The 12,577-nt window shown below is 54.3% G+C and carries 13 protein-coding genes; 9 read left to right on the top strand and 4 right to left on the bottom strand.

Annotation, left to right across the window (positions count from 1 at the left end):
* Positions 1 to 24: 24 nt before the first annotated feature.
* From hisG to DCH402_RS09150, 9 genes are all read left to right on the top strand, one after another.
* Entirely contained in the window at positions 25 to 924 is a 900-nt protein-coding gene (hisG, locus tag DCH402_RS09190) for an ATP phosphoribosyltransferase (RefSeq protein WP_040000810.1), read from the top strand.
* A gap of 4 nt (positions 925 to 928) precedes the next feature.
* Positions 929 to 2,239 carry a histidinol dehydrogenase gene (hisD, locus tag DCH402_RS09185; RefSeq protein ID WP_040000809.1) on the top strand — a complete coding sequence of 437 codons (1,311 nt, stop codon included), beginning with the start codon at positions 929 to 931 and terminating at the stop codon, positions 2,237 to 2,239.
* Positions 2,236 to 3,306, top strand: coding sequence for a histidinol-phosphate transaminase (hisC, locus tag DCH402_RS09180; RefSeq protein ID WP_040000808.1), 1,071 nt, complete (start codon positions 2,236 to 2,238; stop codon positions 3,304 to 3,306). Before hisD ends, hisC begins: the two co-directional genes overlap by 4 nt.
* 14 nt (positions 3,307 to 3,320) lie before the next feature.
* Positions 3,321 to 4,388: a bifunctional histidinol-phosphatase/imidazoleglycerol-phosphate dehydratase HisB gene (gene hisB / locus DCH402_RS09175; RefSeq protein ID WP_033575635.1), complete on the top strand. Its 1,068-nt coding sequence runs from the start codon at positions 3,321 to 3,323 to the stop codon at positions 4,386 to 4,388.
* Complete coding sequence (gene hisH / locus DCH402_RS09170) at positions 4,388 to 4,978, top strand: imidazole glycerol phosphate synthase subunit HisH (protein ID WP_040000807.1); 591 nt, start codon at positions 4,388 to 4,390, stop codon at positions 4,976 to 4,978. Before hisB ends, hisH begins: the two co-directional genes overlap by 1 nt.
* Before the next feature lie 6 nt (positions 4,979 to 4,984).
* Entirely contained in the window at positions 4,985 to 5,722 is a 738-nt protein-coding gene (gene hisA / locus DCH402_RS09165; RefSeq protein ID WP_040000806.1) for a 1-(5-phosphoribosyl)-5-[(5-phosphoribosylamino)methylideneamino]imidazole-4-carboxamide isomerase, read from the top strand.
* A complete protein-coding gene (gene hisF / locus DCH402_RS09160) occupies positions 5,704 to 6,480 on the top strand; it encodes an imidazole glycerol phosphate synthase subunit HisF (RefSeq protein ID WP_040000805.1) in 777 nt (258 codons plus the stop codon). Before hisA ends, hisF begins: the two co-directional genes overlap by 19 nt.
* Positions 6,474 to 7,088 (top strand): bifunctional phosphoribosyl-AMP cyclohydrolase/phosphoribosyl-ATP diphosphatase HisIE, encoded by a 615-nt coding sequence (gene hisIE / locus DCH402_RS09155; RefSeq protein ID WP_040000804.1) that lies wholly within the window; start codon positions 6,474 to 6,476, stop codon positions 7,086 to 7,088. Before hisF ends, hisIE begins: the two co-directional genes overlap by 7 nt.
* A 345-nt stretch (positions 7,089 to 7,433) precedes the next feature.
* Positions 7,434 to 8,084: a hypothetical protein gene (locus DCH402_RS09150; protein WP_040000803.1), complete on the top strand. Its 651-nt coding sequence runs from the start codon at positions 7,434 to 7,436 to the stop codon at positions 8,082 to 8,084.
* A 151-nt stretch (positions 8,085 to 8,235) separates the two neighbouring features.
* Here the strand turns inward: DCH402_RS09150 and ihfB are convergent, their stop codons facing one another.
* The 4 genes from ihfB to aroA form a co-directional block, all read right to left on the bottom strand.
* The gene (gene ihfB / locus DCH402_RS09145) at positions 8,236 to 8,520 is read right to left on the bottom strand and encodes an integration host factor subunit beta (protein WP_012770045.1); all 285 of its coding nucleotides are present in this window, start codon (positions 8,518 to 8,520) and stop codon (positions 8,236 to 8,238) included.
* 90 nt (positions 8,521 to 8,610) lie between these two features.
* The gene (gene rpsA, locus DCH402_RS09140; RefSeq protein ID WP_027712234.1) at positions 8,611 to 10,284 is read right to left on the bottom strand and encodes a 30S ribosomal protein S1; all 1,674 of its coding nucleotides are present in this window, start codon (positions 10,282 to 10,284) and stop codon (positions 8,611 to 8,613) included.
* Between the two features lie 111 nt (positions 10,285 to 10,395).
* Complete coding sequence (gene cmk, locus DCH402_RS09135; protein ID WP_040000802.1) at positions 10,396 to 11,085, bottom strand: (d)CMP kinase; 690 nt, start codon at positions 11,083 to 11,085, stop codon at positions 10,396 to 10,398.
* Between the two features lie 192 nt (positions 11,086 to 11,277).
* Positions 11,278 to 12,567 carry a 3-phosphoshikimate 1-carboxyvinyltransferase gene (gene aroA / locus DCH402_RS09130; RefSeq protein WP_040003510.1) on the bottom strand — a complete coding sequence of 430 codons (1,290 nt, stop codon included), beginning with the start codon at positions 12,565 to 12,567 and terminating at the stop codon, positions 11,278 to 11,280.
* Positions 12,568 to 12,577 lie beyond the last annotated feature (10 nt).

The following is a 12,577-nucleotide window of genomic DNA, read 5'->3' as shown; positions in this document are numbered from 1 at the left end:
CAGACAGGATAAATTGAGGTTCACATGCTGGATAAAACACGTTTACGTATCGCGATGCAGAAATCAGGCCGCCTGAGCGATGATTCCCGAGAATTACTGGCCCGTTGCGGCATTAAAATCAACCTGCACCAGCAACGCCTGATCGCGTTTGCCGAAAACATGCCTATCGATATTCTGCGCGTACGCGATGACGATATTCCCGGGCTGGTGATGGATGGTGTGGTTGATTTGGGGATTATCGGCGAAAACGTGCTGGAAGAAGAGTTGCTCAATCGCCGCGCACAGGGAGAAGACCCTCGCTACTTCACGCTGCGCCGTCTGGATTTCGGCGGTTGCCGCCTGTCGCTGGCGATGCCGCTGGATGAGGAGTACACCGGCCCGCAATGTCTGCACAATAAACGCATCGCCACCTCCTATCCGCACCTGCTCAAGCAGTATCTTGATAAGCAGGGCGTCAATTTTAAATCCTGTCTGCTCAACGGTTCGGTCGAAGTCGCGCCGCGCGCCGGTCTGGCCGACGCTATCTGCGATCTGGTGTCCACCGGTGCGACGCTGGAAGCCAATGGCCTGCGCGAAGTCGAAGTGATTTACCGCTCTAAAGCTTGTCTTATCCAACGTGACGGTGAGATGCCCGCCGATAAACAGCAGTTGATCGACAAACTGTTGACCCGTATGCAGGGTGTGATCCAGGCGCGCGAATCCAAATACATCATGCTGCACGCACCCAGCGAGCGCCTGGATGAGATCATCGCACTATTACCGGGTGCCGAACGCCCAACCATTCTGCCGCTGGCGGGCGATCAAAACCGCGTCGCTATGCACATGGTCAGCAGCGAAACCCTGTTCTGGGAAACCATGGAAAAACTGAAAGTACTGGGCGCCAGCTCTATTCTGGTACTGCCGATTGAGAAGATGATGGAGTAATGCCATGAGCAACCGCTTCAACACCCTGATTAACTGGCAGACCTGCACTGAAGAGGAACAACGCCGGTTACTGACTCGCCCGGCTATTTCCGCTTCCGATCGTATCAGTACCATCGTGAGCGAAATTCTGGCAAAGGTGCGTGACGACGGCGATACCGCGCTACGTAAGTACAGCGCCCGCTTTGACAAGGTGCAAGTCGACAACCTGCGCGTATCTGCCGAAGCGATTGACGCCGCCGTTGCACGGCTGGATGACGATATCAAACAGGCGATGGCGACCGCCGTGCGCAACATCGAAACCTTTCATAACGCGCAAAAACTCCCGCCGATCAGCGTAGAAACCCAGCCGGGTGTGCGTTGCCAGCAGGTAACCCGGCCGATCGCCAACGTGGGGTTATATATTCCGGGCGGTTCCGCCCCGTTGCTCTCCACCGTGTTGATGCTGGCGACCCCGGCGCGAATTGCCGGATGCCAGCGCGTGATTCTGTGTTCACCGCCGCCGATCGCCGCCGAGATTTTGTACGCGGCAAAACTGTGTGGTGTGCAGGAAGTGTTCCAACTGGGTGGCGCACAAGCGATCGCAGCAATGGCTTTCGGCACCGATAGCGTGCCGAAAGTCGATAAAATTTTCGGCCCCGGCAATGCTTATGTTACCGAAGCCAAACGCCAGGTTAGTCAGTTACTCGACGGGGCGGCTATCGACATGCCGGCCGGGCCGTCCGAAGTGTTGGTGATTGCCGACAGCGGCGCCACGCCGGATTTCGTCGCTTCCGACCTGCTGTCCCAGGCTGAGCACGGCCCGGATTCGCAGGTTATCCTGCTGACGCCGGATGCCGACATGGCACAAGCCGTGATCGCTGCGGTGGAACGTCAGTTGACTACGTTATCCCGTGCGGATATCGCTCGTCAGGCGCTGGCCAGCAGCCGGGTGATCGTCGCGCGCGATCTGGACCAGTGCATCGACATCAGCAATCAGTACGGCCCGGAGCACCTGATTATTCAGACGCGTAACGCCGAAGCGTTGGTTGACCGCATCACCAGCGCCGGTTCGGTGTTTTTGGGTGACTGGTCACCGGAATCCGCCGGCGATTATGCCTCCGGCACCAATCATGTGTTGCCGACTTACGGTTACACCGCCACCTATTCCAGTTTGGGGCTGGCGGATTTCCAGAAACGCATGACGGTACAACAGCTGTCGCCGCAAGGTTTGCTGGGACTGGCGTCAACGATTGAGATCATGGCGCAGGCCGAGCAATTGACCGCCCACAAAAACGCCGTCACCCTGCGCGTCAACGCCCTCAAGGAGCAAGCATGAGTATTGAAAATCTGGCTCGCGACAATGTCCGCCGTCTGACCCCGTATCAGTCCGCTCGCCGCCTGGGGGGAAAAGGCGACGTGTGGTTAAATGCCAACGAATACCCGCAGGCACCGCAGTACCAACTGACCTTGCAGACGCTTAACCGTTATCCGGAATGCCAGCCTGCGCAGGTTATTGAACGTTATGCCGCTTACGCCGGCGTCACACCGGAGCAGGTACTGGTGAGTCGCGGTGCAGACGAAGGCATTGAGTTGTTAATCCGCGCATTTTGCGAACCGGGTAAAGATGCCATTTTGTTCTGTCCGCCGACTTACGGCATGTACGCCGTCAGCGCCGAAACGTTCGGCGTAGAGCGCCGTGTGGTGCCGGCAACCGCCGACTGGCAACTGGATCTGGCGGCTATCGAAGGTGCACTGGACAACGTCAAGGTGATTTACGTTTGCTCGCCCAACAACCCCACCGGCAACCTGATCAACCCAGAGCATTTGCGCCGTCTGCTGGAGCTGGCGCGCGGTCGCGCTATCGTCGCTATCGACGAAGCCTATATTGAGTTTTGTCCACAGGCGACCACGGTCGGCTGGCTGGCGCAATATCCGCATCAGGTCGTACTGCGTACCCTGTCTAAAGCCTTTGCCTTGGCCGGGCTGCGCTGCGGATTCACTCTCGCCAGCACAGACGTGATCCAACTGCTGCTGAAAGTGATCGCCCCCTACCCGTTGGCGCTGCCGGTGGCGGATATCGCCGCCCAGGCGCTCAGTGAAGACGGTATCGCTACCATGCGACGCAATGTGGCCGAACTCAGCGAAAATCGCCGCTGGCTAAGCGACTCGTTAAAAACGCTGCCGAACGTGGAAACGGTGTACGCCAGTGAAAGCAACTACCTGCTGGTGCGTTTCGCTGATTCACCCGCAGTCTTCAAATCCTTATGGGATCAGGGCATTATCTTACGCGATCAGAATAAACAGCCGGGGCTGGGGGGATGTCTGCGTATTACTATCGGCACCCGCTACGAATGCGAACGTGTCATCAGCGCATTGCAGGCATTGTCAGGCAAAACAGCATAACTTGAGGAATCACCGTGGGATTAAAGTATCTTTTCATCGACCGTGACGGCACGCTGATTGCCGAACCGCCCGAAGACTATCAGGTTGATCGGCTGGATAAGCTGGCACTGGAGCCGGATGTCATTCCGTCGCTGCTTACCCTGCAAAAGGCCGGTTTCAAACTGGTGATGATCACCAATCAGGATGGGTTAGGCACCAGCAGCTTCCCACAGGAAGATTTCGACCCGCCGCACAACCTGATGATGCAGATTTTTACTTCGCAAGGGATTCGTTTTGAACGGGTATTGATTTGCCCACACTTCCCTGGCGATAACTGTGATTGCCGCAAACCCAAAACCGCACTGGTGGATGCCTTCCTGAAAGACAACGTGATGGATAGCGCCAACAGTTTTGTGATTGGCGACCGCGAGACGGATGTTCAACTGGCGCAAAACATGGGGATCACGGGACTGCGCTATCAGCGTGACGGCCTGAACTGGCAGGCGATCACCGCACAATTGACGAAGCGCGACCGCCACGCACATGTTAACCGCGTCACGCGTGAAACCGCTATCGACGTCAACGTCTGGCTGGATCGCGAAGGCGGCAGCAAGATCCATACCGGTGTCGGCTTTTTCGACCACATGCTGGACCAGATTGCCACCCACGGCGGTTTTCGTCTGAATATCGACGTAAAAGGCGACTTGTATATCGACGATCACCACACGGTGGAAGATACCGGGCTGGCGCTGGGTGAGGCGCTGAACAAGGCGTTGGGTGATAAGCGGGGAATTGGCCGTTTCGGTTTTGTATTGCCGATGGATGAATGCCTGGCACGTTGCGCACTCGATATTTCCGGTCGTCCGCATCTGGAATACAAGGCTGAGTTTAACTATCAACGTGTCGGCGATCTCAGCACCGAAATGGTCGAGCACTTTTTCCGCTCGCTCTCTTACGCCATGGGCTGCACCCTGCACCTGAAAACCAAAGGCCGTAACGATCACCACCGCGTCGAAAGCCTGTTCAAGGTATTTGGCCGTGCACTGCGCCAGGCGATTCGGGTGGAAGGCGACACGCTGCCCAGCTCCAAAGGAGTGCTGTGATGAACGTGGTGATTCTGGATACCGGCTGCGCCAATCTGTCGTCCGTGATGTATGCCGTCAGGCGTCTGGGTTATGAGCCGCAGGTCAGTCGCGAACCGGAGGTGGTATTACGCGCCGATAAACTGTTTCTGCCGGGCGTCGGCACCGCGCAAGCAGCCATGGACCAACTGGCTGAACGCCAATTGATTGCGCTGATTAAAGCCTGCACCCAGCCGGTGCTGGGCATCTGTCTGGGGATGCAGTTATTGGGTAGCCGCAGCGACGAAAACGGCGGCATCGACACGCTGGGCATCATCGACACGCCCGTCGTGCAAATGGCCGACCGCGGTCTGCCTTTGCCGCATATGGGCTGGAATCAGGTGACGTCGCAGGCGGGTCATCGCCTGTTCCGTGATATCCCGGATGGCTCGTACTTTTATTTCGTCCACAGCTATGCCATGCCGGTTTGCGCCAATACCATTGCTCAATCTCATTATGGCGACACCTTCACCGCGGCAGTACAGAAGGATAACTTCTACGGCGTTCAATTCCACCCGGAACGCTCCGGTGCCGCCGGCGCTCAGCTACTGAAGAACTTTCTGGAGATGTAAACGGACATGATTATTCCCGCATTAGACCTGATTGATGGACAGGTGGTCCGTTTGCATCAGGGTGATTATGGTCAGCAGCGCCAGTACGGCAGCGACCCGCTACCCCGCCTGCAAGACTATCAACAGCAAGGCGCGCAGGTGTTGCATCTGGTAGATTTGACCGGTGCCAAAGATCCGACGGCGCGCCAGATTCCATTGCTAAAAACGCTGCTGTCTGGAGTTTCCGTACCCGTGCAAGTCGGTGGCGGCATCCGTACCGAGCAGGATGTCGAAGCTCTGCTGGCGGCAGGAGCCAGTCGGGTGGTGATTGGCTCCACCGCGGTAAAACAGCCGGAGCAAGTGCAACAATGGTTCACCCGCTACGGTGCGGATGCGCTGGTGTTGGCGCTGGATGTACGTATTGACGCAGACGGGGTGAAAAACATCGCTATCAGCGGTTGGCAGGAAAACTCCGGTATCACGCTGGAGCAAACCGTAGAGCGTTACCTGCCCTTTGGTCTGAAACATGTGCTCTGCACCGATATCTCCCGCGACGGCACGTTGCAGGGGTCTAACGTCGAGCTGTACCGTGAAATCAGCGCCCGCTATCCGCAGGTGGCATTTCAGGCGTCCGGCGGCATTGGCTCGCTGGCGGATATCGCCGCCCTGCGCAGCAGCGGCGTACAGGGCGTGATTGTCGGCCGGGCCTTGCTGGAAGGCAAATTCAACGTGACGGAGGCGATTTCATGCTGGCAAAACGGATAATCCCATGTCTGGACGTTCGCGACGGCCAGGTAGTGAAAGGTGTGCAGTTCCGTAATCACGAAATCATCGGCGATATCGTACCGCTGGCTCAGCGTTACGCGCAGGAAGGCGCCGATGAGTTGGTGTTCTACGATATCACCGCGTCATCTGACGGCCGGGTGGTCGATAAAAGCTGGGTCTCCCGTGTGGCGGAAGTGATCGACATTCCATTCTGCGTCGCCGGCGGTATCAAAAGCGTAGAAGACGCTGGGCAGATCCTGTCTTTCGGCGCGGATAAAATCTCCATCAACTCGCCGGCCCTGGCAGACCCGGACCTGATCTCGCGTCTGGCAGATCGCTACGGCGTGCAGTGTATCGTCGTTGGTATCGATACCTGGCACGATACCGAAACCGGCCGTTATCATGTCAATCAATACACCGGTGATGAAAAGCGTACCCGCGTTACACAGTGGGAAACGCTCGACTGGGTGCAAGAAGTGCAAAAACGCGGTGCCGGTGAAATCGTGCTCAACATGATGAATCAGGACGGCGTACGTAACGGTTATGACCTGGCACAACTCAAACGGGTACGCAACGTGTGCCAGGTTCCGCTGATTGCCTCCGGCGGGGCCGGCACCATGCAGCACTTCCTTGACGCGTTTCAGGATGTCGGTGTGGACGGCGCACTGGCGGCATCGGTATTCCATAAACAGATTATCAATATTGGCGAACTCAAACAGTTCCTTAAGCAACAAGGCGTGGAGATCCGGCTGTGTTAACCGAACAACAACGAAGCCAGCTCGACTGGCAAAAAACCGATGGCATGATGCCCGCTATCGTGCAACATGCGGTTTCCGGCGAAGTGCTGATGCTAGGCTACATGAATCAGGACGCGTTACAGGTCACGGAAGAGAGCGGTAAGGTCACGTTCTATTCCCGCACCAAGCAACGGTTATGGACCAAAGGCGAATCTTCCGGCCACTTTCTCAACGTGGTATCGATTACGCCGGATTGCGACAACGACACGCTGCTGATTCTGGTTAATCCAATCGGCCCGACTTGTCATCTCGGCAACAACAGCTGTTTCCACCCGGCAGAAACGCAGTGGCAATTCTTATATCAGTTGGAGCAACTTCTGGCAGAGCGTAAGCAGGCAGACCCGGCCAGTTCCTACACCGCCAAGTTGTACGCCAGCGGTACTAAACGTATCGCCCAGAAGGTCGGTGAAGAAGGATTGGAAACCGCTCTGGCCGCTACTGTGCACGACCGCGAAGAATTGACCAATGAAGCCTCTGATTTGGTCTATCACTTGCTGGTGCTATTGCAGGATCAAGAGCTGGATTTAGGGACCATCATCCAGCATTTAAAATCGCGTCATACCCAATAATCTTCCCGGAGCCTGTTTTATACCCTAAATAATTCGAGTTGCAGGGCAAAATGTTAGTGCTGAACGCCGCTCGCTGCGGCCCTGAAAGAACGAGCCCCAAGGATGGGCCGGATGATGAAGCCAACACACCTGCAACTCGATGTCTGATGGGTATATACGGGCTTTTCCCCCAGACTCCCGGCCTTACGGCCTTTAACAGTATCTATCCGTATTCCGGCCGAGTGTCATCCAGCTTACTTTATTTACCCTGCCCTTACCTTGGTGCATCACAACGCAAAGCTATAGCAACACGCCCTGTACTGTGGGGATTTTGCTATTTACATCACTGTTCAATAAGGGCAAACCATGAAATTCAACAACAGAGAATTTAGGCTGGCGAGTATTCTGGCGACGGCAACGGTACTTTTCGCTCATCCGTCACAGGCCGCCTCAACCGAGGTAGAAAACGTACTTAAGCGCAACGGTTTAGACAACACACAAATTATGACGCTTTACCGTAACGGTGAGTTAGTCGTGAAAGAGGATACACAGGATCACTCGCTGGTACTGGTCAATCCGGCGGCTATCAAAATGCCGGAGAGTACAATTCGCAATGCCAAATATTGGTATCAAACTATGCCGGTAGCAGAATACCGCACCTTTGATGCTAACGGCCACACCACCTTACCCTGCACACAGCAATATACAGATTGCAAACTGACGCTTGAGTACAGCTATACCCAAAAATTACTGTATAAAGAAAAAACAGGTATTTTGGTGCAATTTGTTACGCCACTAGAGGGATGGCTCTATGAGGACTTTGTTACGCGGCACCATTGCCCAATCAAACAAGAAGGGGGCGGCAGCTTTATTTTGGGTGAAAAAGGTAAGGCAGCCGTAGCCAGTGGTGAATGCGACAAGGAATACCGTACTACGGGGTTGGGTAACGTATTTAATACTCTTCTGAAACAGAACAAGATAACGCCCGTCATCGCTTATGTATTGCTGATGAAATAACGCCCCTGTTTCGGCTGCCTGCCTCGTATCAACCTTCATCTGAAAATATCGGGGCATATCACATCAGAACAACGCGATAACCGCTGATTATATTCAAAAAAATAGCACCCGGTTGGGTGCTATCTGTAAATCAGGCGCTATAGCTGACTAATCAGCCATAGATATTAGCGCGATCACGTAATTCTTTACCTGGTTTGAAATGAGGAACATATTTGCCTTCCAGTTCCACTTTCTCGCCAGTTTTCGGATTACGCCCCACACGCGGTGCACGGTAGTGGAGTGAAAAACTGCCAAACCCACGGATTTCGATACGATCACCGCTGGCCAGCGTTGTGGCCATCTGCTCCAGCATCTCCTTCACGGCATCCTCAACCACCTTGGCCGGGATATGAGAGTGCTGTCCAGCAAGTCTTTCGATAAGTTCAGACTTGGTCATGGTTCCTCCAAGTATGTGGTCAGTCAATGCCACGTTAACTTACTACCGTTTGAGGTCAGGCGGCAAGCCGCACCGCCTAACCCACCGTCATTACTCGCCTTTTGCAGCTTTGAAAGCTTCCGCCATAGCGTTAGAGAAATTGCTTTCTTCCTGTTTGTTGTTAACAGAAGCAATAGCATCTTTCTCGTCAGCTTCATCCTTAGCACGGATGGACAGGCTAACAACGCGGTTCTTACGATCAACGCCGGTGTATTTGGCTTCGATCTCATCACCTACGTTCAGAACCAGGGTAGCGTCTTCGATACGGTCGCGAGAAGCTTCAGAAGCACGCAGGTAACCTTCAACGCCATCAGCTAATTCAACTGTAGCACCTTTAGCGTCAACTGCAGTGACTTTACCTGTAACAATCGCACCTTTCTTGTTAACAGACAGGTAGTTGTTGAACGGGTCTTCAGCCAGTTGTTTCACGCCCAGAGAGATGCGCTCGCGCTCTGCGTCAACCTGCAGTACGACAGCGGCGATTTCGTCACCTTTCTTGTATTCGCGAACGGCTTCTTCGCCAGCCACGTTCCAAGAGATGTCGGACAGGTGCACCAGACCATCAATGCCGCCATCCAGACCGATGAAGATACCGAAGTCAGTAATAGACTTGATCTTACCTTCTACACGGTCACCCTTGTTGTGGGTTTCAGCGAACTGCTGCCACGGATTGGCTTTGCACTGCTTCAGGCCCAGGGAGATACGACGACGTTCTTCATCGATATCCAGAACCATAACTTCAACCACGTCGCCCACGTTAACCACTTTGGACGGATGGATGTTCTTGTTGGTCCAATCCATTTCGGATACGTGTACCAGACCTTCAACGCCTTCTTCGATTTCTACGAAGCAGCCGTAATCAGTCAAGTTGGTTACACGGCCAGTCAGCTTGGTGCCTTCCGGGTAACGCTTAGCAATAGCGACCCACGGATCTTCGCCCAGCTGTTTCAGACCCAGGGAAACACGAGTACGCTCGCGGTCGAATTTCAGCACTTTAACAGTGATTTCGTCGCCCACATTGACGATTTCGCTCGGATGCTTAACGCGTTTCCAGGCCATATCGGTGATGTGCAGCAGACCGTCAACGCCACCCAGGTCAACGAACGCACCGTAGTCAGTGAGGTTCTTAACGATACCTTTGACTTCCATGCCTTCCTGCAGGTTTTCCAGCAGTTGATCGCGCTCGGCACTGTTTTCAGACTCGATAACAGCACGACGGGAAACAACGACGTTATTACGTTTCTGGTCCAGCTTGATCACTTTGAACTCAAGCTCTTTGCCTTCCAGATGCAGGGTGTCACGTACCGGACGAACATCAACCAGAGAACCTGGCAGGAACGCACGAATACCGTTCAGCTCAACGGTGAAACCGCCTTTCACTTTACCATTGATAACACCGGTAACAGTGGCAGCTTCTTCGTAAGCTTTTTCCAGCATCAGCCATGCTTCGTGACGTTTAGCTTTTTCACGGGACAGCAGGGTTTCACCGAAGCCGTCTTCTACCGCATCCAGAGCTACGTCAACTTCATCACCAACCTGGATTTCAATTTCACCCTGCGCGTTTTTAAACTGTTCTACCGGAATGGCAGATTCAGATTTCAGGCCGGCATCAACCAGGACTACGTCCTTATCAATGGCAACCACAACGCCGCGAACGATGGAACCCGGACGGGTTTCGATTTCTTTCAGGGATTCTTCAAAGAGTTGAGCAAAAGATTCAGTCATGTTGATAATCTTTGGGTTTTCAAATTTAACGTCCACCTGGCATCCTGCCCGATGGGGTTGTTTCACATCCCCGAGGCATCCTTGCGGCGGGGTAAAAAGGCATAAGCATAATCAGGCCAACTGAGGCAATACCTGGCGTACATACGCCAGCGCCCGTTCGACCACTTCGTCCAACGACATGTGCGTGGAATCAAGCACCAGTGCATCAGGTGCCGGCACCAACGGCGCAACCGAACGATTACGGTCACGATCATCACGCTCTTTAATCTCGGACAAAAGACGTTCAAAGTTAACATTAAAGCCTTTCGCCTGCAACTGGAGCATGCGGCGTTTAGCGCGTTCTTCTGCACTGGCATCCAGAAATATCTTCACCGGCGCGTCGGGAAATACGACGGTTCCCATGTCGCGACCATCGGCAATCAGCCCTGGCGCATCGCGAAACGCCCGTTGACGGCGCAACAGCGCTTCACGAACGCGCGGAAATACCGCAGCCTGAGACGCCGTATTGCCGACTTCCTGGGTTCGGATTTCATTGCTGACATCTTCGCCCTCCAGAATCACTTTCAGTTGCCCATCGTCTTCCGGCACAAATCGCACATCCAGATGCGACGCTATCGGCACCAACGCTTCTTCAGACGAAATATCTACCTGATGGTGCAAAGCCGCCAATGCCAGTACGCGATAAATCGCGCCAGAATCCAACAGATTCCACTGCAGCGCCTTCGCCAACGCTTTGCATAAGGTCCCCTTGCCTGCGCCACCGGGCCCGTCAACCGTAATTACCGGTGCAGTCACCGCCATTTCTCACTCCTTCAAAACCGGAAAATCGCATGTCATTGCAGACAATATACCGGGCTATTATACCCTGCTGAGGCAGTAAGCGTGAGATTAAAGGCTTATTACTGCAGAAAATCGCGCAAATATTGTCATCCCCAGAGCATAACGCTAAACAATTGCGCACAGAGCTATCGCGTTTAGCCTGTGCGCAAAGTATTAATTATGCTGACTCAGGCGCTCCAGTTGCTGGAAATAATCCGGAAATGTTTTGGCGGTGCATTTGGGATCGAGGATTGTAACCGGCGTATCAGACAGCGCCACCAGGGAGAAGCACATCGCCATGCGGTGATCATTATACGTTCCGATTTCAGCCGCTTTCAGTTGTGTCGGCGGCGTAATGCGGATGTAGTCATGCCCTTCTTCTACCTCAGCACCAACCTTACGCAGTTCCGTCGCCATAGCAGCCAGACGATCGGTTTCTTTTACACGCCAGTTGTAGATATTGCGCAGCGTCGTCGTTCCGCCTTCGGCAAATAACGCCGCCGTAGCGATGGTCATCGCCGCATCGGGGATATGGTTCATATCCATATCAATCGCGTGAAGCTCCCCGTGCTGACATTCAATATAGTCGTCGCCCCAGCCAATCCGGGCTCCCATTTTCTCCAACACATCGGCAAAACGGATATCGCCTTGTACGCTGTTACGACCGACGCCGGTCACACGTACCGTCCCTCCCCGGATAGCGGCGGCCGCCAAAAAGTAGGAGGCGGACGACGCATCGCCTTCCACCAGATAATGCCCTGGTGACTGGTACTGCTGATTACCTGCAACCACAAAGGTCTGGTAATCATCATTGAGCACCGTGATGCCAAAGGCCTCCATCATATGCAGGGTAATATCGATGTAGGGCTTGGAAACCAGCTCGCCCTTGATGCTGATACGCGTATCCTGTACCGCCAACGGCGCCGCCATTAACAATGCGGTAAGGAACTGACTTGATACCGAACCGTCGACACTGATCTCTCCGCCCTGAAAACCGCCTGATAAGCGCAGCGGCGGGTAGTTTTCCTGTTCCAGATAGTCGATACGAGCGCCTCCCTGACGCAATGCATCCACCAGATGGCCGATCGGGCGTTCTTTCATGCGCGGCTCACCGGTCAATACGATATCGCCATCTGTCAGGCATAACGCCGCGGCCAACGGGCGCATGGCCGTCCCGGCATTCCCCAGAAACAGCTCCAGCGGAGCAGATGCGGTTAATGGAGCACCTAAACCAACAATTTCGCACTCGGTACGATTGGCAGACAGGCGATATTCCACACCTAACGCACTCAGCGCATTGAGCATGTGGCGAATATCATCGCTATCCAGCAAATTAGTCAGGTGCGTAGTGCCTTTAGCCAACGCAGCCAACAGCAAAGCGCGATTCGAAACGCTTTTGGAACCAGGCAGATTGATCGTACCGTTAATTAATGAGATCGGTTGTAGGGTCAGGGATTCCTGCATGTGAAACATG

This window comes from Dickeya chrysanthemi NCPPB 402, assembly GCF_000406105.1.
Classification (GTDB): Bacteria; Pseudomonadota; Gammaproteobacteria; order Enterobacterales; family Enterobacteriaceae; genus Dickeya; species Dickeya chrysanthemi.
Note: the sequence above shows the minus strand (reverse complement) of the source record. Positions and strands in the feature narration are given on the sequence as shown.